Below are 25,662 nucleotides of genomic sequence, written 5' to 3' on the forward strand. Positions count from 1 at the left end.
GTTGCACAGCACCCGCAAGACCCTCGCGCTCGGTGCCTCTCAGTGAGCGCCGCCTCCCGCGTCAGCCGCCCCGTCCATCTTCGGCCGCGTGAGCCACACCAGGCTGACGAGCGCCACGAAGAGCATCGACGACAGCCAGAAGAGATCGGTGGCGGCCATCGTGAAGGCCTGCTGGTCGATCATGCGATTGACCTGCGCCAGCGCCTGCTCGTAGCTCAGCCCGCCCGCCTGCAGCTGCGAGATCGTCTGCATCGCCGCGCCGTTGCCGCGGTGGATGCTCTCCGCGAGCTGCGCATGGTGCAGCGTGGCGCGGTTGTCCCACGCGGTGGTGAAGAGCGAGGTGCCCACCGCGCCGGCCGTGATGCGCACGAAGTTGCTCAGGCCCGCGCCCGAGGGCATCTGCTGCGGCTGCAACCCCGAGAAGGTGATGGCCTGCAGCGGGATGAAGAAGAACGCCATCGCCGCGCCTTGCAGCACCGTCGGGATCAGGATGGTCCAGAAGTCGGCCTGGGTGTTGAAGTGCGAGCGCATCCACAGCACCAGCCCGAAGCCGAGGAAGGCCACGGTCGCGAGCTTGCGTGGGTCGATGATGCGCACGTTCTTGCCCACCCAGGGCGAGAGCACGATGGCCAGCAGCCCCACCGGTGCGAGCGCGATGCCGGCCCAGGTGGCGGTGTAGCCCATGTACTGCTGCAGCCACAGCGGCATCAACACCACGTTGCCGAAGAAGACGCCATAGGCGACCGACAGCGACACCGTGCCCAGCCAGAAGTTGCGGCGGGCAAAGAGATGCAGGTCGACGATCGGGTGCTTCTCGGTCAACTCCCAGGCGATGAAGAACATGAAGCTCACCACCGACACGACCGCCAGCACCACGATCTCGCTCGACTCGAACCAGTCGAGCTCCTTGCCCTTGTCGACCATGATCTGCATCGCGCCGATGAAGAGCACCAGCAGCACGAGGCCCACCGTGTCGAGCGGCACGCGCTTCGGCCCGGGGTCGCGGGTGCGGTAGATCGACCAGGTGAAGGCTGCGGCAACCAGGCCCACGGGGATGTTGATGTAGAAGATCCACGGCCACGAAATCGTGTCGGTGATCCAGCCGCCGAGCAGCGGCCCGACCACCGGCGCCACCAGCACCGTCATCGCCCACATCGCCATCGCGATGCCGGCCTTGGCGGGCGGGTAGCTCGCGAGCAGCAGCGTCTGCGAGAGCGGGATCATCGGCCCGGCCACCAGGCCTTGCAGCACGCGGAAGGCGATCAGCAGCTCGATGCTCGGTGCGAGTCCACACAGCCACGAGGCCAGCACGAAGAGCAGGATGCTCGCCGCGAAGAGGCGCACCTGCCCGAAACGCTGCGTGAGCCAGCCGGTGAGCGGCACCGAGATCGCATTGGCCACGCCGAAGGAAGTGATGACCCAGGTGCCTTGCGCCGGGCTCACGCCCATGTCGCCCGAGATCGCGGGGATCGACACGTTGGCGATCGAGCTGTCGAGCACGTTCATGAAGGTCGCGAGCGACAGCGCGACCGTGCCCAGCACGAGCTGGCTGCCGGAAAGCGGTGGGAAGGACGGCGGGCGCGCCGGCGGCGCCGCGGGCGCCGGGGCAGCGGCGCCTGACGGCACTCCAGCCGTGGTGGAGGAAGACGACATGGCCGATGCCTCGCGCGTCACTTGCCGGCGACGACCGAGGCGCGCAGCCCCGACGCGCCCGAGGACGCAGCGACGTTGCCCTGGGGCTGGGCAGTGGCCGGCGCCGCCAGGGTCGGCGGCGCCTGGCGCTGCACGGCACGACCCACGTTGAGGGCGATGATCTTGCGCACCTCGGCATCGGCGTCGGCGCTGTTGGCTTCAAGGGCGGCGGCATGGCCCACGCCGTTGGCGCGCGGCGCGTCGGCGAGCGCCTTGCCGCTGGTGTCGGCCACGTCGACCTTGGCGTCCATCGACAGGCCCACGCGCAGCGGGTGCTCGGCGAGCTCCTTCGGGTCGAGCGCCACGCGCACCGGCAGGCGCTGCACCACCTTGATCCAGTTGCCGGTCGCGTTCTGCGCCGGCAGCAGCGCGAAGGCCGCGCCGGTGCCCGCGCCCAGGCCCTCGACCTTGCCGTGGTACTGCACCTTGTTGCCGTACATGTCGGCCGTCAGCGTGACGGGCTGGCCGATGCGCAGCGACTTGAGCTGGCTTTCCTTGAAGTTGGCGTCGACCCAGACCTGGTTGAGCGCGATCACCGACATCAGCGGCGTGCCGGCCTGCACACGCTGGCCGAGCTGCACGCTGCGCTTGGCGACGTAGCCATCGACCGGGGCCACCAGCTCCGAGCGCTTGACTGCGAGGAAGGCCTCGCGCACCCGCGCCGAGGCGCGCTGCACGTTGGGGTGCTGCTCGACCGAGGTGTTGTCGGTGAGCGACTGGTTGGAGGCGAGCTGCTCGCGCGCCGCGAGCGCGGCCGACTGCGCGGAGGCCACGGCTGCCTTGGCGGCGTTGAGCTGCGCGGTCGCGTGCTCGTACTCTTCCTTGCCCACGGCGCCGGTGGCGAGCAGCGGCGTGCGGCGGTTCACGTCTTCCTGGGCCCGCGCCACGTCGCTCTGCACACGCACGAGCTCCGCCTCGCGCAGCGCGATCTGCGCCTTGTAGGTGGCGTTGTTGGCGTACAGCGTGCGCACTTCGCGCACGGTTTGCGCGAGCTGGGCTTCGGCCTGGTCGAGCGCGACCTGCGCATCAGCCGGGTCGAGCTTGACCAGCACCTGGCCGGCCTTCACGAAATCGGTGTCGTCGGCATTGATGGCGAGCACGGTGCCGCCGACCTGCGGCGTGAGCTGCACCACGTTGCCCTGCACGTAGGCGTTGTCGGTGTGCTCGAAGTGGCTGAGCACGAGGCCGTAGTAGGCGCCATAGCCGATGCCGGCGAGTGCGACGACCAGCGCCACGGCGGTCAGGGCCTTCTTGCGCTTCGGGTTGCCGGCCGGCGAGGTGTTGGGTTGAGGGGCGTTCATGAGGTTTTCTCCGGGACTTCTTGGGTTGTCGTCTTCAATGACCGGCCACGGTGTGGGCCGCGGCCGTGGTGTCGTTGGCATAACCGCCGCCGAGCGAGCGGATCAGCGCCACCTGTGTGTCGAGCGCCCGCGCCTGCAGGTCGGCGGCAGCGCGGCGCTGGGCCAGCACGCCGCTTTCGGCGTTGAGCACCACGAGGTAGGTGCCGAGGCCGGCCTTGTAGCGCTGCACCGCGATGTCGTAGGCCGACTCGGCGGCTTCACGGGCGGCGGCCTGCTCCGTCTGCTGGCGCGTGATGGACTGCAGCGAGGCGATCTGGTCGGCCACGTCGCGCACCGCATCGACGAGCGTGGCGTTGTAGCTCTCGACCGCCGCATCGAGGTCGGCCGACTTGCCGCGCAGGTTGGCGCGCAGGCGGCCGGCATCGAAGATCGGCAGGCGGATCGCCGGGCCGGCGCCGAATTGCTCGCTGCTGCTCTTGAGCAGGCGGTCGAGGCCAATGCTCGAGAAGCCGACGAAGGCGGTGAGGTTGACGTTGGGATAGAACTGCGCGCGCGCCGCCTTCACGTCGCCGGTGGCGGCTTCGACACGCCAGCGCGCGGCGCTGATGTCGGCGCGGCGGCCCAGCAGGTCGGCCGGCACGGCGCCCGGCAGCGGCTGCGCCTTGAGCGTGGCCAGGCGCGGCGTCAGCGCATCGAGCGCGTTCGGCGGCTGCACCGTGAGTGCGGCCAGCGCGTGGCGGGTGAGCGTGATCTGCTCGTCGAGCGCTTCGAGCTGAGCGCGTGTTTCGGGCAGCGCGCCCTCGCCCTGGCGCAGCTCGACCTTGGTGTCGAGGCCGGCATCGACCCGCTGGCGAATCAACGAGAGCACGCTGTCACGCTGCTGCAGCGAAGCCTGGGCCACTTCGCGCTGCTCCACCAGGCGGGCGAGCTGCAGGTAGCTGCGCGCCACGTTGCTCGCGAGCAGCACGCGCGCAGCCTGCGCGTCGGCCTCGGCGGCGCGCTGCGCGCCCACGGCGGCATCGAGCGCGGCGCGGTTGCGGCCGAAGAAATCGATTTCCCACGAGGCCGTGGCCTGCAGCGTGCCGGTCTCGCGCATGGTGCCGGCGATCGGCGGCGGCACGAGGCCGTTGGCGGTGTAGTGCTGGCGCTGCGCGTCGAAGCCGGCGTTGAGCTGCGGCCAGTCGGCGGAGCGCACGACATCGGCGCCAGCTTGCGCACGCTGAAGGCGCGCCTGCGCCACCTTGAGGTTGGGGCTGCCCGCTAGCGCCTGGTCGACGAGGCCGGTGAGCGTGTCGTCACCGAAGCTGCGCCACCACTGCGCATCGAGGCGTGGTGCTGGCTCGGGCGTGGGGGCCGTGCCGGCCAGGCCAAGCGTGGCCGGGTCCAGCTTCTTCGCGGTGGGCGCGATGCCTTGCGTGCTGGCACACCCGGCGAGCGTCAGCACCAGGGCCGAGGCGAGTGCCACGGCGAGTGCGGTGAGCACGGGGGCGACGGTGCGCGTGGTGGGCGGCTGCGCATGCGGCGATGCGGCGAGGGTGTCTGGCTGTGTCATGGCTGTCATATGGATTTCTTGTGAGGGATGGCCGCGTCTACTTGTCCGCCCCGTCGCGCATCGCTTCGGCATTCGCCAGCATGCGGCGCAGGTAGCCGACGAGCGCCTGCCACTCGGCCTTGGAGAAGCCGGCGAGATGCGCATTCATCACCGCGGCCAGTGCGGGCGGCACCCGCTCGGCCGCAGCCTCGCCTTCAGGCGTGAGCTCGACGTTGACCACGCGCCGATCGGAGGTCGAGCGCACGCGCTTGCACAGGCCCTTCGCTTCAAGCCGGTCGAGCATGCGCGTGGTGGCGCCGGGGTCCGTCTGCATCTCGCGGGCGAGTTCGGCCACGGTGGCGGTCGCGTTCTGGCACTTCCTGAGCTTGAAGAGCGGCTCCCATTGCGCATTGGTCAGGCCATGCGGCTCAAGGTGCCGGTCGGTTTCGCCCTTGAGCGAGGTGAGGACGCGGCGCAACAGGTAGCCGACGCTTTCATCCGCGGTGTATTCGTTGGGCCGGTAGAACTCGGCGGGGGTGGGCGTGCGTGGCATGGGCAAAATTTAATTGCCTAAGCAAATACTGTCAAGGCTACTAAATCCGAAATGGACTCTTGCGGCGAATGAAGTGGATCGCCACGCGGTCCGTGCGAACCGTCACGCCACACCGCACCTAGACTCCGTGCTCATGCCTGATGCCACCCCCGCACGCGCCGCGCCGCGCAACGTCCGCTCGCTGAGCGGCCTGGGCCCGTTCCTGCGCCCCTACCGTTTTCACATCGCCCTGGCGGTGCTGTTTCTCGTGCTGGCCGCCGTGACCACGCTCGTGCTGCCGCTCGCACTCAAGTCGCTGATCGACCAGGGCCTCGTCTCGGCCGACCCCGGCGAGCGCGTGATGGCCTTGCGCGAGCACTTCTTCGCTCTCTTCGCGGTGGGTGCTGCGCTCGGCATCTTTTCGGCCGCACGCTTCTACGCCGTGACCTGGCTCGGCGAGCGTGTGACGGCCGACCTGCGCAACGCCGTCTACGCCCATGTGGTGAAGCAGAGCCCCGAATTCTTCGAGACCACGCAGACCGGCGAGGTGCTGTCGCGCCTGACCACCGACACCACGCTCGTGCAGACGGTCGTCGGCTCCAGCCTCTCGATGGGCCTGCGCAATGCCGTGATGGGGCTCGGCGCGCTGCTGATGCTCGTCATCACCAACCCGTATGTGATGTCGCAGGTGCTGGGCATCCTGGTGCTGGTGGTGCTGCCCTCGCTCTACGCCGGCCGCCGCGTGCGCAAGCTGAGCCGCGCGAGCCAGGACCGCGTGGCCGACTCGGCCGCCATCGCCGCCGAGGTGCTCAACGCCGTGCCGGTGGTGCAGAGCTACACGCAGGAAGCACGCGAGGCGCAGCGCTTCGACCACTCGACCGAGAGCGCCTTCCGCACCGCCATCAAGCGCACCCGCGTGCGCTCGCTGCTCGTCGCCTTCATCATCAGCGCCACCTTCGGCGCGCTGCTGTGGGGCCTGTACCAGGGCACGCAGGCGGTGATGCGCGGGGCGATCACGCCGGGCCACCTGGGGCAGACGGTGGTGTACGTGATCATCCTCGTGAGCAGTGTCGCGGTGCTGTCCGAGGTGTATGGGGACATGCTGCGCGCGGCCGGTGCCACCGAGCGCTTGATGGAGCTGCTGGCGGCGAGCTCGCCGATCCAGTCGCCGCCCAAGCCGACGGCACTGCCACCCACGGCCGCCGGCTCGTCGGTGGAGCTGCGCGACGTCAGCTTCCACTATCCGTCGCGGCCGACGCAGGCTGCGCTCGCTCAGGTGTCGCTCAGCGTGAAGCCGGGCGAGACGGTGGCACTCGTCGGCCCGAGCGGCGCCGGCAAGAGCACCGTGTTCCAGCTGCTGCTGCGCTTCTACGACACGAGCCAGGGCGAGGTGCGCATCGACGGCGTGCCAGTGCGCGAGATCACCCTCGATGTGCTGCGCCAGCGCATCGGCATCGTGCCGCAAGACAGCGTGATCTTCTCGGCCAACGCGATGGAGAACATCCGCTACGGCAAGCCCGAGGCGAGCGACGAGGAGGTGATGGCCGCGGCTCGCGCGGCCTTTGCCGACGACTTCATCCGCGCCTTGCCCGAGGGCTACAACACCTTCCTCGGGGAGCGTGGCGTGCGCCTGTCGGGCGGCCAGCGCCAGCGCATCAGCATCGCCCGCGCGATGCTGAAAAACCCGCCGCTGCTGCTGCTCGACGAGGCCACCAGCGCGCTCGACGCCGAAAGCGAGCGCATGGTGCAAGCGGCGCTCGAATCGGCCATGCAAGGCCGCACCACGCTCGTCATCGCGCACCGCCTCGCCACCATCCAGCGTGCCGACCGCATCGTGGTGATGGAGCACGGCCACATCGTCGAGACCGGCACGCATGCCAGCCTGATTGCCAGCAACGGGTTGTACGCGCGGCTTGCGGCACTGCAATTTCAGCAATGAGATGTTGCGGGTGTAGGCATCGTCCGACATCCAGCTCCCGCCCCGCTCCGACAGACAGTGCGTGGTGCGGCATCGACACTCCTTCGTTATCGGTGCCTGCTCGGGGCACCGCTCTCGAAGGAGTACGCCATGAACAGAAAAGCAGCATCCCCCCTCACATGGGCCGTGCTCGCAACCGCCTCGCTCGCGTTGGTCGGCTGTGAAAGCATGACCCCGACCCAGAAAGGCACCGCCGTCGGTGCCGGCGTGGGCGCCGCCGGTGGCGCCGTGATCGGCAAGGCCGCGGGCGACCGCGCCGGTGTGGGCGCCGTGGTCGGCGGCGCAGTCGGTGCCATCGCCGGCAACATCTGGTCGAAGCGGCAGGAAGAGCGCAAGCGCCAGATGGAGCAGGCCACGCAAGGCACCGGCATCGACGTGACCCGCACTGCCGACAACCAGCTCAAGCTCAATGTGCCAAACGACGTGTCGTTCGACGTCAACAGCGCCAACATCAAGCCCGAGCTGCGCGGCGTGCTCGACACCTTCGCCACCAGCCTGCGCGGCGACCAGACCTCGGTGCTCACCATCGTGGGCCACACCGACAGCACCGGCTCCGACGCCATCAACAACCCGCTCTCGCTGGAACGCGCCCGCAGCGTGCGCGACTACCTGGCGGCACGCGGCGTCCCGGCCTCGCGCATCGAAACCGCCGGCCGTGGCGAGCGTGAGCCGATCGCCGACAACGGCACCGATGCCGGCCGTGCCCGCAACCGGCGCGTCGAGATGTATTTGCGCGAACCTGCGCAACAAGGGTGATTCATCTCATCGCGTGAATCACGATTCGCCGAAGGGCGCCCACGAGGCGCCCTTTTTCATGCTCGCCGATAATCCGCGGACCCCGACCCAGGAGCCTCGCACGTGACCCGCCCCATCCGTTCCCAGTACGAAGATTTCATGCGGCATGTGCACGAGCACGGCGTCTTCAAGGCAGACCGCACGGGCACCGGCACCAAGAGCGTGTTCGGCCACCAGATGCGCTTCGACCTGAGCGAAGGCTTCCCGCTCGTCACCACCAAGAAGATCTTCACCAAGGCGGTGATCCTGGAATTGCTGTGGTTCCTGCGCGGCGACAGCAACGCCAAGTGGCTGCAAGAACGCGGCGTGACCATCTGGGACGAATGGGCCGCCCCCAACGGCGACCTGGGCCCGGTCTACGGCGTGCAGTGGCGCTCGTGGCCCATGCCAGACGGCGGCCACATCGACCAGATCGCCGAGGTCGTGAACCAGCTCAAGACCAACCCCGACTCGCGCCGCATCATCGTGAGCGCCTGGAACGTGGCCGAGCTGTCGAAGATGGCGCTGATGCCCTGCCACGCGTTCTTCCAGTTCTACGTGGCCAACGGCAAGCTGAGCTGCCAGCTTTATCAGCGCAGCGCCGACATCTTCCTCGGCGTGCCGTTCAACATCGCGAGCTACGCACTGCTCACGCACATGCTGGCGCAGCAGTGCGACCTGGAAGTGGGCGACTTCATCTGGACCGGTGGCGACTGCCACATCTACAGCAACCACACCGAGCAGGTGGCACTGCAGCTCTCGCGCAAGCCCTACCCGTACCCCACGCTTCGCCTCAAGCGCAAGCCCGAGTCGATCTTCGACTACCAGTACGAAGACTTCGAGTTCGTGGACTACCAGCACCACGAGACGATCAAGGCGCCGGTGGCGGTCTAAGGCCGTCCGACCCCAGCGACCATGGCAGCGCCCTACCACGGCCACTGCCTCTGCGGCGCGATCCGCTACCGCGTGACGGCCGAGCCGCTCACCTACTACGCCTGTCACTGCACCGACTGCCAGCGCCGCACCGGCGCGGCCTTCGGCCTGTCGATGCTCGTGAAGCAAGAGGCCATCGAGCTGCTGCAGGGCGAGACGGTGCCTTACACCGCCACGCTGCGCGACGGCCGCATCAAGGCCGGCCGCATGTGCGCGACCTGCGGCACACGCCTGTGGGGCGGGCTCGATGGCCGGGCCGTGCGCGTGCTGCAGCCCGGCACCCTCGAAGGCCCGACCGGCCTCGCACCGATCGCCCACCAGTGGATGAGCGAAGCGCAGCCCTGGGTCGTGCTGCCCGACGGCACGCGCCGCTACGAGAAGAGCCCGGCGGACCCGATGGAGATGGTCAAGCTGTGGCGAGAAGCCCACCCGCGCCCTCCCCCGAAAGCCGACTGACGACATGAGCGACTCCCACCGCCCCGTGGCCCTGCGCGCAGAAGACGCCCCGGCCCGCACCAAACCGTCGAACTACCCCGAGCCCTTCGCCTCGCGCATGACGGGCCGGCTGAAGAGGCCGCTCGGCGATCTCTTCGGGCTCGTCAACTTCGGCGTCAACCACACGACGCTTGCGCCCGGTGCCGCCTCGGCGCTGCGCCATGCGCACAGCCGGCAAGACGAGTTCATCTACATCCTGCAAGGCCACCCCACGCTGCACACCGACGAAGGCCTCACGCGCCTCGCGCCCGGCATGTGCGCCGGCTTCGCGCACGGCACCGGCAACGGCCACCGCCTGCTCAACGAGACGACGGAAGAGGTGGTCTACCTCGAGATCGGCGACCGCACGCCCGGCGACCAAGGCAGCTACCCCGACGACGACCTGCGTGCAGAGCTCGTCGACGGCAAGTGGCGCTTCACGCACAAGGACGGCACCCCTTACACCTGACCCGGCCTTTGTCGACGGCCCGCACGGGCTGTGCTGTGATCGGCGCTTCTCGTTTTGCGGAGCTTCCCGATGACCGTCGCCAGAGTCCAGCGTTTCGTCTTGAGCTTTGCGCTCGCCATCGTGCTGCCAGCGGCAAATGCCGCATCGGTGGCGCCGGTGGCTGCCGAGAACGGCATGGTCGTCACCGCCCAGCACCTGGCCACGCAGGTGGGCGTCGATGTGCTCAAGGACGGCGGCAACGCGGTCGACGCGGCGGTGGCCGTGGGCTACACGCTCGCGGTCGTATACCCCGCGGCCGGCAACCTCGGCGGCGGCGGCTTCATGACGATCCAGCTTGCCGACGGCCGCAAGACGTTTCTCGATTTCCGTGAGAAGGCGCCACTCGCCGCCAAGCCCGACATGTACCTCGGCCCCGATGGCAATGTCGTCAAAGGCCTGAGCACTCGGGGCTACCTCGCGGCGGGCGTGCCGGGCACGGTGCACGGCCTCGAAACCGCGCTGGCGAAATACGGCACGATGAAACGCGCCGTGCTGATCGACCCTGCCATCCGCTACGCCCAGCGCGGCTTCGTGCTCGACCAGGGCGACATCGACATGCTGAAGACCGCGACCGAGGACTTCCGCAAGGACGCCCCCTCGGCCACGATCTTCCTGAACAAGGGCGAGCCCTTCGAAGTCGGCCAGACGCTGGTGCAGAAGGAGCTGGCCGCCACGCTCAAGTTGATCCGTGACAAGGGCGCCGACGGGTTCTACAAGGGCCGCACCGCCGCCGAGATGGTCGCTGCAAGCCAGGCTGGCAAAGGTCTCTTCACGCAGGTCGACTTCGACCAGTACACCACCCGCGAGATGGCGCCCATCGAGTGCGACTACCGCGGCTACCGCGTGATCTCGGCGCCGCCGCCGAGCTCGGGCGGCGTGATCGTGTGCGAGATGCTCAACATCCTCGAGGGCTATCCGCTGAAGGACCTGGGCTTCCGCTCGGCGCAGTCGGTGCACTACCAGATCGAGGCAATGCGCCATGCCTATGCCGACCGCAACGCCTACCTCGGCGACCCCGACTTCGTGAAGAACCCGATCGAGCGCCTGCTCGACAAGACCTACGCCGCGAAGATCCGCGCCGCCATCGACCCGGCCAAGGCCGGTGTGTCGCAGGAGATCAAGCCCGGCGTGCCGCCGCACGAAGGCAGCAACACCACGCACTACTCCATCGTCGACAAGTGGGGCAACGCCGTCTCGGTGACCTACACGCTCAACGACTGGTTCGGCGCGCGCGTGACCGCCGGCAAGACCGGCGTGCTGCTCAACAACGAGATGGACGACTTCACCGCCAAGGTGGGCGTGCCCAACATCTACGGCCTGGTGCAAGGGGAGACCAACAAGATCGAGCCCGGCAAGCGCCCACTGAGCTCGATGAGCCCGACCATCGTCTCGAAGGACGGCAAGCCGGTGATGGTGGTCGGCACGCCGGGCGGCAGCCGCATCATCACCGTGGTGCTGCACACCATCCTCAACGTGGTCGACTACGGCATGAACATCCAGGAGGCAGTCGACGCGCCGCGCTTCCACCAGCAGTGGCTGCCCGAGATGACGAACTTCGAGCGCTTCGCCGTCAGCCCCGACACGCAAAAGCTCCTCGAAGGCATGGGCCACAAGGTCGGCAACCCGCAGCCGGCCAACCACGTGGCGGCGATCCTGATCGGCGCGCCCTCGCTCGGCGGCAAGCCGGTGGGCAAGAACCGTTACTACGGCGCCAACGACCCGCGGCGCAACTCGGGGCTGGCGCTGGGGTATTGACCTTGAACTAGGCCGCGATGGGCTCCGGCACCGCGGCCCGCTTGGGGCTCCACGGCGTCATGTAGATCGCCACCACGGCCGCGATGCCGTAGACCACCATCGCCGCGCCGACCAGCAGGAACATCGCGGTGTCGCTCGCGCCGTGCGCCCCCAGCCAGAGGCCCACGCCCAGCACCACCAGGAAGCGGGCGGTGCCAGCCAGCACCGTGCCCAGCACCTTGCCCGAGCCCTGCGATGCGAAGTACAGCGTGAGCCCCAGGCCGAAGAACGGGAAGGCCGGCCCGGCCGAGCGCAGGTAGCGCGCCGCGGCGTCGAGCACACCTTGTTGCTGCGTGAACATGCCGCTCCACAGGTTGGGTGCCACCGTCACCACCAGGCCGACCACGGCGAGCATCACCGCCGACACCGCGCCCGACGTCCACGCCACACGCCGCGCGCGGGTCACGTCGCCCGCACCGATCGCCATGCCCACCATCGGCACCGCCGCCACGCCGATGCCGAAGGCGATCGGGATCAGCAGGAACTCCAGCCGCGAGCCGATGGCATAACCCGCCAGCGCCTCGACGCCGGTGCGTGCGACCAGCGCGGTGATGAGGATGACGGTGGCCACCGATTGCAGCGGCGACAGGCAGGCCAGGCCGCCCACCTTCAGGATGTCGAAGAACATCGCCTTCTGCAACGGCACGCCGCGCCAGCGCAGGCGCACCCGCGCATCGGCCCGCATCAAGCGATACAGCAGATAGAGCGCCGCGCCGGTGAAGGACAGCACGTTGACGAGCGCGACCCCGGCCATGCCCAGGCGCGGGAACGGCCCCAGCCCGAGCCCGAGACAGGCGCCGATGACGATCTGCGCCAGCGAGGCGGTCAGGATCACCGTCGAAGGCATGCGCATGTCGCCGCCACCACGCAGCACGGACGAGAGCGAGTTGGTGAGCCACACCGCCACCACGCCGACGAAAAGCACCATGCCGTAACGCGTGGCTTCGGCCAGCACCTCGCCCTGGCCGCCGAGCGCCGCGTAGAACACGTGGCCGAAGGCGATGAAGAGCACCATGAAGAAAAGCCCGCAGCTGCCACCGATCAGCGCGGCATGCAGGGCGAGCGTCTCGGCCCGGGCCTGGTCTTTGGCACCGAGCGCCCGCGAGATGGCCGACGAGATGCCACCGCCCATCGCCCCCGCAGAAAACATCTGCATCAGCATCGCGAAGGGGAACACCAGCGCCATCGCGGCGAGGGGTGTGAGGCCGAGCTGGCCGATGTAGGCCGTCTCGGCGATGCCGACCGCCGTGGCCGAGGCCATGGCGAGCACGTTTGGCAACGCCAGGCGCAGCAGCGTCGGCAGGATGGGGCCGGTCAGCATGGACATACAGGTCTCCTCCTCGGTCTCTCACGACTCGGGCCAGCTTCGCACCGTGCGATCGCCGCCGTCTGTCACCAAGGCGCCTTTATGCCATGATAACCATCATTCCATCACGACAGGGCCTTGATCACGTCGGCGGGCGCCTGGACCAGCTCGATGAGCACGCCCTCGCCCGCGATCGGAAACTCGTCGTTCGCCTTCGGGTGCAGGAAGCAGATGTCGTAGCCCGCAGCGCCTTTGCGGATGCCGCCCGGCGCGAAGCGCACGCCCTTGGCGGTGAGCCATTCCACGGCCTTCGGCAGGTCATCGATCCACAGCCCGATGTGGTTGAGCGGCGTGGTGTGCACCGCGGGCTTCTTCTCGGGGTCGAGCGGCTGCATCAGGTCGACCTCGACCTTGAACGCGCCTTTGCCCATCGCGCAGATGTCTTCGTCGACGTTTTCTCGCTCGCTGACGAAATTGCCGGTGACTTCGAGGCCCAGCGTGTCGACCCACAGCGTGCGCAGGCGCTCCTTGCTCGGCCCGCCGATCGCCACCTGCTGGATGCCCAGCACCTTGAACGGTCTCGTCGTGCTCATGTCGTCGCTCACTCGAACTTCAGGATGACCTGATCGACGGCCAGGCTTTCGCCCTTGCTCGCGGCCACTTCAGCCACCACGCAATCCTGCGTGGCGGTGAGGATGTTTTCCATCTTCATCGCCTCGATCACCGCGAGCTTCTCACCCGCCATCACCTTCTGCCCCTTCGTCACCGCCACGTCGACCAACAAGCCAGGCATCGGCGACAGCAGGAACTTCGACAGATCGGGTGGCGCCTTGAAGGGCATCAGCGCATTCAGCTCGGCCGCACGCGGCGTGAGCACCTTCGCTTCGATCTGCGTGCCGTTGTGGGCCACGCGGTAGGCCAGGCCCTTGCGCTCGATCTGCGCACAGAAGGGCTCGCCGTCGAAGGTACCGCGGATCACGATGTCGCGCAGGGGCGTCACGAAGGCGATGCGGCTCGTCTTGCCGCCCATCGTCACCTCGAAGCCACCGCCCTGCTTTTCCACTTTGACGGGCACCTGCTCGGTGTTGCCGCCGCCGAGGTCGGTGACCACCACGAAGTCGGCGCCGATCTCCATCTCATGCCCCGGCAGCTGGCCGCTGATGCGGCTGGCACGCTCCAGGTGCTTGCGGTTGGCCACTGCGGCCAGCGCCCGCAGGAACATCGGGTCGTCGTGCGGCACCGCTTCGGCGGTGAAGCCACGGCCGTAGTGCTCGGCGATGAAGCCCGTGTTGAAGTTGCCGCCCACGAAATCGGGGTGCGCCAGCAGCGCCGCCTGGAAGGGGATGTTGGAGTTGATGCCACGAATCGCGAACCCGTTCAGCGCCTCGCGCATCTTGCGGATCGCCTCCAGCCGGTCCTTCCCGTGCACGATGAGCTTGGCGATCATCGAGTCGTAGTACATCGGGATCTCGCCGCCTTCGTAGACGCCGGTGTCGACGCGCACCCCGTTTTCTTCCTTCGGGGGTGCGTACTTCACCAAGCGGCCGGTGGACGGCAGGAAGTTGCGGAAGGGATCTTCCGCGTTGATGCGGCATTCCATCGCCCAGCCGTTGCGCTGGATCTCTTCCTGCTTGAAGGGCAGCTTCTCGCCGGCCGCCACGCGGATCATCAGCTCCACCAGGTCGAGGCCGGTGATGCACTCGGTGACCGGGTGCTCCACCTGCAGGCGGGTGTTCATCTCGAGGAAGTAGAAGCTCTTGTCCTTGCCGACGACGAACTCCACCGTGCCGGCCGACTGGTAGTTCACCGCCTTCGCGAGCGCCACGGCCTGCTCGCCCATCGCCTTGCGGGTGGCATCGTCGAGGAAAGGGCTCGGTGCCTCTTCGATCACCTTCTGGTGGCGGCGCTGGATGGAGCACTCGCGCTCCCACAGGTAGACGGTGTTGCCGTGGCCATCGCCCAGCACCTGGATCTCGATGTGGCGCGGCTCCTCGACGAACTTCTCGATGAACACCCGGTCGTCGCCAAAGCTGTTGCGGGCTTCGTTCTGGCAGGCGGTGAAACCTTCGAAGGCTTCCTTGTCGGAATACGCCACGCGCAAGCCCTTGCCGCCGCCGCCAGCACTCGCCTTGATCATCACCGGGTAGCCGATCTTCTTGGCGATCTCGACCGCCTCCTTCGCACCCGAGATGGCTGCGTTGTGGCCCGGAATGGTGTTGACGCGCGCCTCGGCCGCGAGCTTCTTCGACGCGATCTTGTCGCCCATGGCGGCAATGGACGCGTGCTTCGGGCCGATGAACACGATGCCCTCTTCTTCCACCCGGCGCGCGAACTCCTCGTTCTCGCTCAGGAAGCCGTAGCCCGGGTGCACGGCCTGCGCGCCGGTCTGCTTGCACGCCCCGATGATCTTGTCCATCACGAGGTAGGACTCGCGCGAGGGCGGCGCGCCGATGTGCACCGCCTCGTCGGCCAGCTCCACATGGCGCGCATCGCGGTCGGCATCGGAGTAGACGGCGACCGTCTTGATGCCCATCTTCTTGGCGGTCTTGATGACGCGGCCGGCGATTTCGCCACGGTTGGCGATCAGAATTTTTGTGAACATGGTTGTCTCGCTCATCGTCGCGTTCAGAGAGGAATGTTCCCGTGCTTACGCCACGGGTTTTCCACTTTCTTGTTTCGGAGCATCACCAGCGAGCGGCAGATGCGCTTGCGCGTCTCGTGCGGCTGGATCACGTCGTCGATGAAGCCCCGTGCGCCGGCGACAAACGGGTTGGCAAACTTGGCCTTGTATTCGGCTTCGCGTGCAGCGAGCTTGGCGGGGTCGCTCTTCTCCTCACGGAAGATGATCTCCACCGCCCCCTTGGCGCCCATCACCGCGATCTCGGCGTTGGGCCAGGCGAAGTTGACGTCACCGCGCAGGTGCTTGGAGGCCATCACGTCGTACGCACCGCCGTAGGCCTTGCGGGTGATGACGGTGATCTTCGGCACCGTGCACTCCGCGTAGGCATAGAGCAGCTTGGCGCCGTGCTTGATGATGCCGCCGAACTCCTGGCTCGTGCCCGGCATGAAGCCCGGCACGTCGACATACGTGACGATGGGAATGTTGAACGCGTCGCAGAAGCGCACGAAGCGTGCCGCCTTGATGCTGCTCTTGATGTCGAGGCAACCCGCGAGCACCAGCGGCTGGTTGGCCACCACGCCGACCGTCTGGCCTTCCATGCGGCAGAAGCCGATCACGATGTTCTGCGCGTAGCCCGGCTGCAGTTCGAAGAACTCGCCGTCGTCGGCGCATTTGACGATCAGCTCCTTGATGTCGTAGGGCTTGTTGGGGTTGTCGGGCACCAGCGTGTCGAGCGAAAGGTCGATGCGGTCGGCCGGGTCGTGGCTCGGGCGCACCGGCGCCTTCTCGCGGTTGTTGAGCGGCAGGTAGTTGTAGAAGCGGCGCAGCATGAGGAGCGCATCCACGTCGTTGTCGAACGCGAGGTCGGCCACGCCGCTCTTGGTGGTGTGGGTGGTGGCGCCGCCCAGTTCTTCCGAGGTCACCTCTTCATGCGTCACGGTCTTCACCACTTCCGGGCCGGTGACGAACATGTAGCTGCTGTCCTTCACCATGAAGATGAAGTCGGTCATCGCCGGCGAGTACACCGCACCACCCGCGCTCGGCCCCATGATCATGCTGATCTGCGGCACCACGCCTGAGGCCATCACGTTGCGCTGGAAGACTTCGGCATACCCGCCGAGCGAGGCCACGCCTTCCTGGATGCGCGCACCACCGGAGTCGTTCAAGCCGATGACCGGGGCGCCGACCTTCATCGCCTGGTCCATCACCTTGCAGATCTTCTCGGCATGCGCTTCGGAGAGCGCGCCGCCGAAGACGGTGAAGTCCTGGCTGTAGACGAAGACGAGGCGGCCGTTGATCATGCCGTAGCCGGTCACGACGCCGTCGCCGGGGATCTTGTTGTCCTGCATGCCGAAGTCGTGGCAGCGGTGCTCGACGAACATGTCCCACTCTTCGAAGGTGCCTTCGTCGAGCAGCAGCTCTAGGCGCTCGCGCGCGGTGAGCTTGCCTTTGCTGTGCTGCGCGGCGATGCGTTTCTCGCCGCCGCCCAGGCGCGCCGCGGCGCGCTTCTTTTCGAGCTGTTCGATGATGTCGTGCATGGTCTTCTTTCTCAGGCTCGGGTAAAGAGTTGGAGGAGCTGACGCGCAGCAGCCGAAGGCGCCACGCGGGAATCATTGACGCTCTTCAGCACCTCGGGCAAGGCGCGGCGGACGTCGGGGTGGCGGCGGAAGTCACCGAGCAGCGCAGCGTGGATCAGGTCCCACATCCAGGCCTGGCCCTGGTGCTGACGGCGCTGCGCGAATTCGCCAGTCGTGCGGCGACGTGCAATGAGGTCCTGCACCTTCTGCCAGAAGGTGTCCACGCCCTGCGCCTTGAGCGCACTCAGCTTGAGCACGCGCGAGGGGGCGCCATCGCCGTGGCCGGCGTGGCCCAGGAGGCGCAGCGAGCTCGCGATCATGGCCTCGGCGCGTGTGGCGGCGTCGAGGTCGATGTCGGCCTTGTTGATGACCACGAGGTCGGCCAGCTCCATCACGCCGCGCTTGATGGCCTGCAGGTCGTCGCCCGCATTGGGCAGCTGCATCAGCACGAAGAGGTCGGTCATGCCGGCGACCGCGGTCTCGCTCTGGCCGACGCCCACCGTCTCGACGATCACCACGTCATAGCCCGCGGCTTCGAAGACGAGCATCGCCTCGCGCGTCTTCTCGGCCACGCCCCCGAGCGTGCCCGACGAAGGGCTCGGGCGGATGTAAGCAGACGGGCTCGCCGACAGCTGCTCCATGCGCGTCTTGTCGCCGAGGATGGAGCCGCCCGAGAGGCTCGAAGACGGATCGACGGCGAGCACCGCGACGCGATGCCCTTGCGCGATCAGGTACAGGCCCAGCGCCTCGATGAAGGTCGACTTGCCGACGCCCGGCACACCCGAGATGCCCAGACGCAGCGCCTGGCCGGTGTGCGGCAGCAGCGCGTTGAGCAGCGCATCGGCCCGCATGCGGTGATCGGCACGGGTCGATTCAAGCAGCGTGATGGCCTTGGCGAGCGCACGCCGGTCGGCGCGTCGCACGCCGTCCATCAGCTGCTGGTCGGTGGCGTCCAAGGGACTCACGCCTTGGCGATCTGCGCCTTGATCTTCTCGAGCACGTCTTTGGCGCTCGCGGGGATGGGCGTGCCCGGGCCGTAGATGCCCTTCACGCCGGCCTCGTAGAGGTAGTCGTAGTCCTGCCGCGGGATGACACCGCCGACGAAAACGACGATGTCGTCGGCCCCCTGCGCCTTGAGCGCTTCGATGATGGCGGGCACCAGCGTCTTGTGACCAGCGGCGAGGGTGGAGACGCCCACCGCATGCACGTCGTTCTCGATGGCCTGGCGCGCGCACTCTTCGGCCGTCTGGAAGAGCGGGCCCATGTCGACATCGAAGCCGAGGTCGGCGAAGGCGGTGGCGACAACTTTTGCGCCGCGGTCGTGGCCGTCCTGCCCGAGCTTGGCGATCATCACACGCGGGCGGCGGCCCTGCTCTTCGGCGAAGGCCGCGATCTCTTGCTGGAGCTTTTCCCAACCCTCGGCACTGTCGTAGGCAGCTGCGTACACGCCGGTCACCTTTTGTGTGTCGGCGCGGTGGCGCCCCCAGACCTTTTCGAGCGCATCGCTCACCTCGCCCACCGTCGCACGCAGGCGGATGGCCTTGATGGAGAGGTCGAGCAGATTGCCCGAGCCACTGTCGGCGCATTGCGTCAACGCGTCAAGCGCGGCCTGCACGGCCTTGGGGTCACGCGTGGCGCGGATCTTCTGCAGCCGCGCCACCTGCGCATCGCGCACCGCGTGGTTGTCGATGTCGCGCGCCTCGATGGGGTCTTCTTCTTTCAGCTTGTACTTGTTGACGCCGACGATCACATCCTTGCCCGAGTCGATGCGGGCCTGCTTCTCGGCGGCGCTCGCCTCGATCTTGAGCTTGGCCCAACCGCTCTGCACGGCCTTGGTCATGCCACCCATCGCCTCCACCTCTTCGATGATGGACCACGCCTTGTCGGCCATGTCCTGCGTGAGCTTCTCCATCATGTAGCTGCCGGCCCAGGGGTCGACGACGTTCGTGATGTGCGTCTCTTCCTGGATGATGAGCTGCGTGTTGCGCGCGATGCGGGCCGAGAAATCGGTGGGCAACGCGATGGCTTCGTCGAACGAGTTGGTATGCAGCGATTGCGTGCCGCCGAACACCGCGGCCATGGCCTCGATGGTGGTGCGCACGACGTTGTTGTACGGGTCCTGCTCCGTCAAGCTCCAGCCCGAGGTCTGGCAGTGCGTGCGCAGCATCAGGCTCTTGTCGTTCTTCGGGTTGAACTCCTTCATGATGCGCCACCACAAGAGGCGCGCGGCGCGCATCTTGGCGACTTCCAGATAGAAGTTCATACCGATGGCCCAGAAGAAGCTCAGGCGCCCGGCGAAGTCATCGACGTTCAAGCCCTTGGCCAGCGCCGTCTTCACGTACTCGCGGCCATCGGCCAGCGTGAAGGCGAGCTCCAGCGCCTGGTTCGCGCCCGCCTCCTGCATGTGATAACCCGAGATCGAGATCGAGTTGAACTTCGGCATGTTCTTCGCCGTGTACTCGATGATGTCGCCGATCACCCGCATGCTCGGCTCGGGCGGGTAGATGTAGGTGTTGCGGACCATGAACTCCTTGAGGATGTCGTTCTGGATGGTCCCGGAGAGCTTGTCTTGCGGCACGCCCTGCTCTTCGGCCGCGACCACGTAGCCCGCGAGCACCGGCAGCACGGCGCCGTTCATCGTCATGGAGACGCTGACCTTGTCGAGCGGGATGCCGTCGAACAGGATCTTCATGTCTTCCACCGAGTCGATGGCGACGCCCGCCTTGCCCACGTCGCCGGTCACGCGCGGGTGGTCGCTGTCGTAGCCGCGGTGGGTGGCGAGGTCGAAGGCCACGCTCACGCCCTGCCCACCAGCGGCGAGGGCGCGGCGGTAGAAGGCATTGCTCTCTTCGGCGGTGGAGAAGCCGGCGTACTGGCGGATCGTCCACGGTCGCACCGCGTACATCGTGGCCTGAGGGCCGCGCACGAAGGGCGCGAAGCCGGGCAGCGTGTCGGCATGCGGCAAGTCTTGCGTGTCGGCCGCGGTGTACAGCGGCTTCACGGTGATGCCCTCGGGCGTGACCCAGTTGAGCGCCTCGACGTTGCCGCCCGGGGCGGACTTGGCGGCGGCTTTCTGCCAGGCGGCGAGCGCTTCGGGGGTGAGCTTGGGATCGGACATGACGGAACCCGGAAGTTTCGAGAGGAGCAGTCTTCAGGCCGGGCACGTAAAAATCCGTTCGCCAGCCGTAATTCAAAATTGAATTATATCTACAATAGCCTTGACGTCGCCCTTACGGCGGCCCCTTACGACATTTCACCTACACGCCATTACCGCGCCCATGTCCACCACCCTGTCGCCCAGCGCCGCGCCCGCGCCGGCTTCGTCTCGCCTGCGCGAGAGCGCCCTCTATGAGCAGGTGGCCGAGCGGCTGCGCGCCCGCATCCTGGCGCACACGCTGCCGCCCGGCAGCTGGATCGACGAGCAGGCCCTCGCCGCCGAGTTCGGCATCAGCCGCACGCCGCTGCGCGAAGCGCTGAAGGTGCTGGCGGCCGAAGGGCTGGTCACGATGAAGCTGCGCCGCGGGGCCTACGTCACCGAGGTGTCGGAACGCGACCTGACCGAGGTCTACCACCTGCTCGGCCTGCTGGAGGCGGATGCCGCCGCCACCGTCGCCGAGGCGGCCACCGATGCGCAGCTCGCCGAGCTGCAGGCGCTGCACGACCTGCTGGAGAAGAGCGTGAACGACCGCGACGCCTTCTTCCGCGCCAACGAGCAGTTCCACCTCAAGCTGCTGCAGATCGCCGACAACCAGTGGACGCAGGCGATGGTGGGCGACCTGCGCCGCGTGATGAAGCTCAACCGGCACCAGTCGCTCTTCAAGCAAGGCCGCGTGGAGGCCTCGCTCGACGAGCACCGCCAGATCATGCAGGCGCTCAAGGCGCGCGATGGCGCCCGGGTGAAGCGGCTGGTGGAGCGTCACATCAAGCAGGGGCGGGAAGCGGCCACGCTGTCCTGACAGAATCGCGGGCCATGCCACTCGCGCCCCGCCCCCCGCTCACGCTCATCGCCGCCGTGGCCCGCAATGGCGCCATTGGCCGCGACAACCAGCTGCTCTTCCGCATCCCCGGTGACCTGCCCCGGCTCAAGCGCGTCACGCTGGGCCACCCGGTCATCATGGGCCGCAAGACCTGGGAGTCGCTACCGCCGAAGAACCGGCCGCTGCCGGGGCGGCTCAACATCGTCGTCACCCGCAACCGCGACTGGCGCGCCGAGGGCGCCGTCACCGCGCACAGCCTCGAAGAGGCGCTCGAACACACCCGCGGTGCGCAGCAGGCCTTCGTCATCGGCGGCGCCGAGCTGTATGCGCTCGCCCTGCCCCACGCCGACCGTCTCGATCTGACCGAAGTCGATCAAGCGGCCGAAGGCGACGCGTTCTTCCCCGCCTGGAAGCGCGAGGACTTCCAGGAAACCGCGCGCGAGCTGCCGCCAGCCGACGCGTCGGCCCCGTTCGGCTTCGCCTTTGTCACCTACCAACGAAAACGCTGAGGAGCACACGATGTCTGGAGGAGGTTTTCACGTCCACGGCCCGCATGACCACGAGCTGGAGCATGCGGCACAGCACGAACCGTCCGGCATGGCCGGGCAACTGGCGGTGATCACGGCCATCCTTGCCACCGTGGGCGCCATGTTCGCGTACATGGGTGGCGCCACGCAGGCGAATGCGGGGCTCTACAAGAACATGGCGGCCATCAAGAAGACCGAGGCCTCCAACCAGTGGAATTTCTTCCAGGCCAAGAGCACGAAGCAATCGCTCGCCGAGGTGTCGCGCGACCTGTCGCCGGTGGCCGCCGACCGCGAGAAGTACCAGGCCAAGATCGACCGCTACGAGACCGAGAAGAAGGCCATCCAGGCCGAGGCCGAGAAGATCGAAGCCGAGAGCAAGGACTGGGACCGGAAGAGCGATGCCCAGATGCACGAGCACCATCGCTGGGCACAGGCCACGACGGCGCTGCAGATCGCCATCGCGATGGCGGCCATCGCGCTGCTGACGAAGAAGCGCTGGCTCGAATACGCGGTGATCGGCGTGAGCGCGGTCGGCGTGGCACTGGGCGGCATGGCCTGGTTCCACATCTGAGCGTCACCGCCCCATGAAAAAGGCCCGCATCCGCGGGCCTTCGTCATCGTGCCGTGAGGCGCGATCAGGACTTGCCGTTCTGGGCCTTGGCGTTGGCCACGCAGGCGTCCTTCGCGTCGCCCGACAGTGCATCGCACTTCTCCTTGGCGACCTTGTAGCTGGCATCACGCTTGTCGTCGGCCGCATCGGCGCGGGCGCTCTGCGACTTCTTCGCGGCCTTGATGTCGGCGTGGGCCTTTTCCTTCGCGGCCTTGGCTTCCTTCACGCAGACGTCCTTGTCGTTGCCCGACTTGTCGTCGCACCTTTCCTTGGCCACGTCGTAGGCGGTGTCGGCCTTGACCTTGGCGAGCTTCTCCTGGTCACGGGGCTTGCCGCTCAGCTGCGCATCCAGCTCGGCCTTGGCGACCTTTTCCTTGGCCTTGGCTTCCTGGTTGCACACGTCCTTGGCGTTGTCCTTCAACGCATCGCACGCCGCCTTGTCGGCCTTGTACGCGGCTTCCACGCGCTCCTTCTCCGCCTTGTGCTGCGCCTTGTCGAGCGCCATGGCCGAAGTCATCGGCAGCGCCAGCGCAGCAGCGGCAAGGATCGAATACTTGAAATGAGAGATCTTGGTCATGGGGCGCTCCTCATGGCTTGTTGAAAGTGAGCGGAGTATGGGCAGCGGGCCTGCGTGCAGCCACCAGATAACGCCGGAAGCGCCTGTAGTGCGAGTCCTACGGCATCGCTCTGTAGGCATCGTCTGACAAGGGCTTGGGCTTCCCGCACATGGCGTGCCACCCCGATACGTCGGAAACTAAGGTGTAAATGCAAGTTCTCTCTTCCGTCAGCAGTGGTGAACCGTTTGCCCAGGCTCCTGACAACCAACAAAGGTCGCCGTCCATGCAGCCGCTGAGGGCCTACATCGTCGAGGACAGCCAGGTCATTCGCGATAACCTCATCGCCACGCTCGAAGAGCTGGTGCCTGTCGAGGTCGTCGGCCATGCGGAAGACGAGGCCACGGCCATCAAGTGGCTGCAGGAGCACGACAACGACGCCAACCTCGTGATCGTCGACATCTTCCTGAAGTCGGGCTCGGGCCTCGGCGTGCTCAAGGTGACGCACGACCTGCCCGCGCGGCGCAACGTGGTCGTGCTCAGCAACTTCGCCACGCAGGACATCCGCCGCAAATGCCTGGAGCTCGGCGCCGACAAGGTGTTCGACAAGTCGAACGAGATCGATGCGCTGATCCAGTACTGCACCCGTCTCGCCGGCGGTGAAACCGGACACGGCCCGCTGATGTGAGATGACGGCCCCTCGGCTGACGGGTACGTCAGCCGATCCCCCGAGGGGATGGCGGGCCGGCTTGGGAGCGGCCCGGCGCTCGGCCCGCCTCTTCGGCGACGGCCGCTTCCAGCCTTACTGAATGAGCCCGTTCTTGAGCGCGTAGTAGGTGAGGTCGCTGTTCGACTCGAGCTTCATCTTCTCCATCACCCGCGTGCGATAGGTGCTCACCGTCTTCACGCTGAGCGACATGCTGTCGGCCATGTGGCTGATGGTCTCGCCCTTGGCCAGGCGCAGGAAGACCTGCAGTTCACGCTCGGAGAGCTGCTCGTGCGGCGGCTTGTCACCCCCGCCGTTGAGCCCGTCGGCCAGGCGCTCGGCCACACCGGCGGTGATGTACTTGCGGCCGCGTGCCACGGTGCGGATCGCCTTCACGATCTCTTCGGGGTCGCAGTCCTTGTTGAGATAGCCGCTCGCACCCTGGCGCAGCAGGGTTGTCGCGTAGTGCTCCTCGGGGAAGCCGCTCAGAATGAGCACCGGCAAATCGGGCGCGCGGGCCTTTATGCCCGCGAGGGCATCGACCCCGCTCTGGTCGGGCATGGAGATGTCGAGCACGATCACATCGACCTCCCCACCTCGCACGATGTCGAGGGCCTCACGGCCGTTGTTCGCTTCGGCCACGACCGAAAAGTCCGGCTGATCGGCAAAGAATTGCTTCAGGCCCGCTCGAATCATGGCATGGTCATCAACGATGGCAATTCGAATCATGGTGTGCCTCTGTTGCTCCTCAACGAAGATTGCATGTTATCGGACGAAAACAAAACATGAGCGTCTACAAGGTCCTCAAACGAAACCCCGTTGTCTTTCCTCTTGCGTGCCTGGCCGTGCTGGCGATGGTGGCGGTCAGCGAGACCTCCTACTGGCGCTCGGCCGGCAAGCTCGAAACCCTCACCGAGGTGGGCGCGGCCCGCACGGCGGTGCAGAACCTCGCCCAGTCCATCCTCGACGCCGAAGCGAGCCAGCGCAGCTACCTTCTCACCCACCGAGAGGAATACCTGCGGCCGTTTGAACGCGCGCTCCAGCAGATCGACCATTCCTTCAATTTCCTCGATCAGTACTACCAGAAAGACGACAACTCCACCGCGGTGCTCAACAGACTGCACACGGTCGTCGACGGCAAGGTGTCGGAACTGACCGAAACCATGCGTCTGCAACGTGAGGGCAAGAATGATGCCGCGATGGAGTTGATGCTGTCCGACATCGGCCGCGAGAAGATGGACGCGGTGCGCCAGCTCACCGGGGAGCTCTTCAACCGCGAGAGCGCCAACGTCACGGCCGAGCGCGAAGCCGTGAACCAGACGCTCGCGCTCGCCCGTCTGGGCGTGATGGTGCTGAGCGCCCTGGGGCTGCTGTCCCTCTTCATGTACCTGCGCCAGACCTCCATGCTCGAGGCCCAGCGCGAGGAGCAGCAGCGTCTCGTGAGCGGCGAGCGCGACCGGCTCGAAGAAGAAGTCACCCAGCGCACGGCCCAGCTTGTCGAATTGACCGATCACCTGCAGACCGCCCGGGAAGACGAGCGCAACCGCCTCGCGCGCAACCTGCACGACGAGCTGGGCGCCCTGCTCACCTCGGCCAAGCTCGACGCCGCGCGCATCCGATCGCGACTGACCGGCGCCAACCCCGAGGCGCTCGACCGGCTCAACCACCTCGTCGAGACGCTCAACAGCAGCATCGCGCTCGGCCGCCGCATCATCGAAGACCTGCGCCCCTCCACGCTCAGCAATCTCGGCCTCGTGCCCACGCTCGAGATCCTCGGGCGCGACTTCGCCACCCACTCCGGTCTGCAGGTGCACTGCGAACTCGAGGCGGTGAAGCTGCCCGCCGATGCGCAGCTCGTGGTCTATCGCCTCGTGCAGGAGGCCATCACCAACATCACCAAGCATTCGCAGGCCAGGCAGGTGTGGATCAAGCTGCAGGCGCGCGATGGCCAGGCGCAGGTGTGCGTGCGCGACGACGGCGTCGGCTTCGACCCCGCCCACCAGCCACGCTCCGCCTTCGGCCTCATCGGCATGCGCTACCGCGTGGCCGCCGAGGGCGGTGAACTCAAGCTGCGCTCGGCGCCCGGCCAGGGCACCTGCATCGAGGCCACGCTGCCCGAAACGAGGGCGGCGCACGCCTGAGCGCGGCAGGCGCAAGACCTGTCAGCGGCCTCCTACGCCGCGTTGCTCGCTCCCCCGACAGTGCAGAGGCGATGCGGCCTATCGCCGCAACGCGAGCGCGTGCCCACACTGCGCTCCATCGCAGAAG

At 67.3% G+C, this 25,662-nt stretch carries 23 protein-coding genes; 11 read left to right on the top strand and 12 right to left on the bottom strand.

The features are described 5' to 3' along the window. Positions 1-39: 39 nt before the first annotated feature. Genes RXV79_RS17405 through RXV79_RS17420 form a run of 4 tightly spaced genes read right to left on the bottom strand, consistent with a single transcriptional unit; the run spans position 40 to position 5,077 of the window. A complete protein-coding gene (locus tag RXV79_RS17405; RefSeq protein WP_316699286.1) occupies positions 40-1,653 on the bottom strand; it encodes a DHA2 family efflux MFS transporter permease subunit in 1,614 nt (537 codons plus the stop codon). A 17-nt stretch (positions 1,654-1,670) separates the two neighbouring features. Next, positions 1,671-2,993, bottom strand: coding sequence for an HlyD family efflux transporter periplasmic adaptor subunit (locus RXV79_RS17410; RefSeq protein ID WP_316699288.1), 1,323 nt, complete (start codon positions 2,991-2,993; stop codon positions 1,671-1,673). Between the two features lie 34 nt (positions 2,994-3,027). Beyond that, the gene (locus tag RXV79_RS17415; RefSeq protein WP_316699291.1) at positions 3,028-4,545 is read right to left on the bottom strand and encodes an efflux transporter outer membrane subunit; all 1,518 of its coding nucleotides are present in this window, start codon (positions 4,543-4,545) and stop codon (positions 3,028-3,030) included. A gap of 37 nt (positions 4,546-4,582) precedes the next feature. Beyond that, the gene (locus RXV79_RS17420; protein ID WP_316699293.1) at positions 4,583-5,077 is read right to left on the bottom strand and encodes a MarR family winged helix-turn-helix transcriptional regulator; all 495 of its coding nucleotides are present in this window, start codon (positions 5,075-5,077) and stop codon (positions 4,583-4,585) included. Positions 5,078-5,210: 133 nt separating this feature from the next. On the opposite strand from RXV79_RS17420, the gene RXV79_RS17425 reads away from it, so the two are divergent. The 6 genes from RXV79_RS17425 to ggt all read left to right on the top strand — a co-directional run bounded on the left by RXV79_RS17425 (position 5,211) and on the right by ggt (position 11,478). Then, the gene (locus RXV79_RS17425) at positions 5,211-6,995 is read left to right on the top strand and encodes an ABC transporter transmembrane domain-containing protein (protein ID WP_316699295.1); all 1,785 of its coding nucleotides are present in this window, start codon (positions 5,211-5,213) and stop codon (positions 6,993-6,995) included. 129 nt (positions 6,996-7,124) lie between these two features. Further along, positions 7,125-7,790 (top strand): YiaD family glycine zipper/OmpA-like lipoprotein, encoded by a 666-nt coding sequence (locus RXV79_RS17430; protein WP_316699297.1) that lies wholly within the window; start codon positions 7,125-7,127, stop codon positions 7,788-7,790. Between the two features lie 102 nt (positions 7,791-7,892). Continuing rightward, positions 7,893-8,702 carry a thymidylate synthase gene (locus RXV79_RS17435; RefSeq protein WP_316699298.1) on the top strand — a complete coding sequence of 270 codons (810 nt, stop codon included), beginning with the start codon at positions 7,893-7,895 and terminating at the stop codon, positions 8,700-8,702. 21 nt (positions 8,703-8,723) lie between these two features. After that, the gene (locus RXV79_RS17440; RefSeq protein WP_316699299.1) at positions 8,724-9,197 is read left to right on the top strand and encodes a GFA family protein; all 474 of its coding nucleotides are present in this window, start codon (positions 8,724-8,726) and stop codon (positions 9,195-9,197) included. Positions 9,198-9,201: 4 nt separating this feature from the next. Continuing rightward, a complete protein-coding gene (locus RXV79_RS17445) occupies positions 9,202-9,684 on the top strand; it encodes a cupin domain-containing protein (protein WP_316699301.1) in 483 nt (160 codons plus the stop codon). Between the two features lie 69 nt (positions 9,685-9,753). Next, the gene (ggt, locus tag RXV79_RS17450) at positions 9,754-11,478 is read left to right on the top strand and encodes a gamma-glutamyltransferase (protein ID WP_316699303.1); all 1,725 of its coding nucleotides are present in this window, start codon (positions 9,754-9,756) and stop codon (positions 11,476-11,478) included. Between the two features lie 7 nt (positions 11,479-11,485). Here ggt and RXV79_RS17455 read toward each other — a convergent pair whose 3' ends face one another. The 6 genes from RXV79_RS17455 to scpA form a co-directional block, all read right to left on the bottom strand. Further along, the gene (locus tag RXV79_RS17455; RefSeq protein ID WP_316699304.1) at positions 11,486-12,844 is read right to left on the bottom strand and encodes an MATE family efflux transporter; all 1,359 of its coding nucleotides are present in this window, start codon (positions 12,842-12,844) and stop codon (positions 11,486-11,488) included. 104 nt (positions 12,845-12,948) lie between these two features. Further along, positions 12,949-13,416 carry a VOC family protein gene (locus RXV79_RS17460; protein ID WP_316699305.1) on the bottom strand — a complete coding sequence of 156 codons (468 nt, stop codon included), beginning with the start codon at positions 13,414-13,416 and terminating at the stop codon, positions 12,949-12,951. An 8-nt stretch (positions 13,417-13,424) separates the two neighbouring features. Beyond that, a complete protein-coding gene (gene accC / locus RXV79_RS17465) occupies positions 13,425-15,425 on the bottom strand; it encodes an acetyl-CoA carboxylase biotin carboxylase subunit (RefSeq protein WP_316699307.1) in 2,001 nt (666 codons plus the stop codon). A 23-nt stretch (positions 15,426-15,448) separates the two neighbouring features. After that, positions 15,449-16,981: an acyl-CoA carboxylase subunit beta gene (locus RXV79_RS17470; RefSeq protein ID WP_316699309.1), complete on the bottom strand. Its 1,533-nt coding sequence runs from the start codon at positions 16,979-16,981 to the stop codon at positions 15,449-15,451. Positions 16,982-16,992: 11 nt separating this feature from the next. Next, on the bottom strand, positions 16,993-17,976 hold the full coding sequence (gene meaB / locus RXV79_RS17475) for a methylmalonyl Co-A mutase-associated GTPase MeaB (protein ID WP_316699311.1): 984 nt from the start codon (positions 17,974-17,976) through the stop codon (positions 16,993-16,995). Between the two features lie 5 nt (positions 17,977-17,981). Then, positions 17,982-20,138: a methylmalonyl-CoA mutase gene (gene scpA, locus RXV79_RS17480; RefSeq protein ID WP_316699313.1), complete on the bottom strand. Its 2,157-nt coding sequence runs from the start codon at positions 20,136-20,138 to the stop codon at positions 17,982-17,984. 160 nt (positions 20,139-20,298) lie between these two features. Between scpA and RXV79_RS17485 the strand changes: the two genes are divergently transcribed. The 3 genes from RXV79_RS17485 to RXV79_RS17495 are packed head-to-tail and all read left to right on the top strand — an operon-like array spanning position 20,299 to position 22,095. Continuing rightward, entirely contained in the window at positions 20,299-20,976 is a 678-nt protein-coding gene (locus RXV79_RS17485; protein WP_316699315.1) for a GntR family transcriptional regulator, read from the top strand. 14 nt (positions 20,977-20,990) lie between these two features. After that, on the top strand, positions 20,991-21,506 hold the full coding sequence (locus tag RXV79_RS17490; protein ID WP_316699317.1) for a dihydrofolate reductase: 516 nt from the start codon (positions 20,991-20,993) through the stop codon (positions 21,504-21,506). A gap of 10 nt (positions 21,507-21,516) precedes the next feature. Next, positions 21,517-22,095, top strand: coding sequence for a DUF4337 domain-containing protein (locus RXV79_RS17495; RefSeq protein WP_316699319.1), 579 nt, complete (start codon positions 21,517-21,519; stop codon positions 22,093-22,095). 64 nt (positions 22,096-22,159) lie between these two features. Here RXV79_RS17495 and RXV79_RS17500 read toward each other — a convergent pair whose 3' ends face one another. Further along, the gene (locus tag RXV79_RS17500; protein ID WP_316699321.1) at positions 22,160-22,711 is read right to left on the bottom strand and encodes a hypothetical protein; all 552 of its coding nucleotides are present in this window, start codon (positions 22,709-22,711) and stop codon (positions 22,160-22,162) included. Between the two features lie 263 nt (positions 22,712-22,974). Here RXV79_RS17500 and RXV79_RS17505 point away from each other — a divergent pair, with 263 nt between their 5' ends. Then, positions 22,975-23,376, top strand: a complete 402-nt coding sequence (locus tag RXV79_RS17505; RefSeq protein ID WP_316699323.1) for a response regulator transcription factor — start codon at positions 22,975-22,977, stop codon at positions 23,374-23,376. Positions 23,377-23,490: 114 nt separating this feature from the next. Here RXV79_RS17505 and RXV79_RS17510 read toward each other — a convergent pair whose 3' ends face one another. After that, entirely contained in the window at positions 23,491-24,123 is a 633-nt protein-coding gene (locus tag RXV79_RS17510) for a response regulator (protein WP_257823417.1), read from the bottom strand. 56 nt (positions 24,124-24,179) lie between these two features. Between RXV79_RS17510 and RXV79_RS17515 the strand changes: the two genes are divergently transcribed. After that, entirely contained in the window at positions 24,180-25,535 is a 1,356-nt protein-coding gene (locus RXV79_RS17515; protein WP_316699327.1) for a CHASE3 domain-containing protein, read from the top strand. Positions 25,536-25,662: the final 127 nt, after the last annotated feature.

This window comes from Piscinibacter gummiphilus (assembly GCF_032681285.1).
Classification (GTDB): domain Bacteria; phylum Pseudomonadota; class Gammaproteobacteria; order Burkholderiales; family Burkholderiaceae_C; genus Rhizobacter; species Rhizobacter gummiphilus_A.

Excerpts from the sequence above, each read along its gene's own strand:
- RXV79_RS17500 (WP_316699321.1), bottom strand. The coding sequence starts at position 22,711 with ATGACCAAGATCTCTCATTTCAAGTATTCGATCCTTGCCGCTGCTGCG.
- RXV79_RS17460 (WP_316699305.1), bottom strand. The coding sequence starts at position 13,416 with ATGAGCACGACGAGACCGTTCAAGGTGCTGGGCATCCAGCAGGTGGCG.
- scpA (WP_316699313.1), bottom strand. The coding sequence starts at position 20,138 with ATGTCCGATCCCAAGCTCACCCCCGAAGCGCTCGCCGCCTGGCAGAAA.
- RXV79_RS17515 (WP_316699327.1), top strand. The coding sequence starts at position 24,180 with ATGAGCGTCTACAAGGTCCTCAAACGAAACCCCGTTGTCTTTCCTCTT.
- RXV79_RS17415 (WP_316699291.1), bottom strand. The coding sequence starts at position 4,545 with ATGACACAGCCAGACACCCTCGCCGCATCGCCGCATGCGCAGCCGCCC.
- RXV79_RS17440 (WP_316699299.1), top strand. The coding sequence starts at position 8,724 with ATGGCAGCGCCCTACCACGGCCACTGCCTCTGCGGCGCGATCCGCTAC.
- RXV79_RS17430 (WP_316699297.1), top strand. The coding sequence starts at position 7,125 with ATGAACAGAAAAGCAGCATCCCCCCTCACATGGGCCGTGCTCGCAACC.
- RXV79_RS17510 (WP_257823417.1), bottom strand. The coding sequence starts at position 24,123 with ATGATTCGAATTGCCATCGTTGATGACCATGCCATGATTCGAGCGGGC.
- accC (WP_316699307.1), bottom strand. The coding sequence starts at position 15,425 with ATGTTCACAAAAATTCTGATCGCCAACCGTGGCGAAATCGCCGGCCGC.
- RXV79_RS17425 (WP_316699295.1), top strand. The coding sequence starts at position 5,211 with ATGCCTGATGCCACCCCCGCACGCGCCGCGCCGCGCAACGTCCGCTCG.
- RXV79_RS17410 (WP_316699288.1), bottom strand. The coding sequence starts at position 2,993 with ATGAACGCCCCTCAACCCAACACCTCGCCGGCCGGCAACCCGAAGCGC.
- RXV79_RS17455 (WP_316699304.1), bottom strand. The coding sequence starts at position 12,844 with ATGTCCATGCTGACCGGCCCCATCCTGCCGACGCTGCTGCGCCTGGCG.
- ggt (WP_316699303.1), top strand. The coding sequence starts at position 9,754 with ATGACCGTCGCCAGAGTCCAGCGTTTCGTCTTGAGCTTTGCGCTCGCC.
- RXV79_RS17505 (WP_316699323.1), top strand. The coding sequence starts at position 22,975 with ATGCAGCCGCTGAGGGCCTACATCGTCGAGGACAGCCAGGTCATTCGC.
- RXV79_RS17490 (WP_316699317.1), top strand. The coding sequence starts at position 20,991 with ATGCCACTCGCGCCCCGCCCCCCGCTCACGCTCATCGCCGCCGTGGCC.
- RXV79_RS17485 (WP_316699315.1), top strand. The coding sequence starts at position 20,299 with ATGTCCACCACCCTGTCGCCCAGCGCCGCGCCCGCGCCGGCTTCGTCT.
- RXV79_RS17495 (WP_316699319.1), top strand. The coding sequence starts at position 21,517 with ATGTCTGGAGGAGGTTTTCACGTCCACGGCCCGCATGACCACGAGCTG.
- RXV79_RS17445 (WP_316699301.1), top strand. The coding sequence starts at position 9,202 with ATGAGCGACTCCCACCGCCCCGTGGCCCTGCGCGCAGAAGACGCCCCG.
- RXV79_RS17470 (WP_316699309.1), bottom strand. The coding sequence starts at position 16,981 with ATGCACGACATCATCGAACAGCTCGAAAAGAAGCGCGCCGCGGCGCGC.
- RXV79_RS17405 (WP_316699286.1), bottom strand. The coding sequence starts at position 1,653 with ATGTCGTCTTCCTCCACCACGGCTGGAGTGCCGTCAGGCGCCGCTGCC.
- RXV79_RS17420 (WP_316699293.1), bottom strand. The coding sequence starts at position 5,077 with ATGCCACGCACGCCCACCCCCGCCGAGTTCTACCGGCCCAACGAATAC.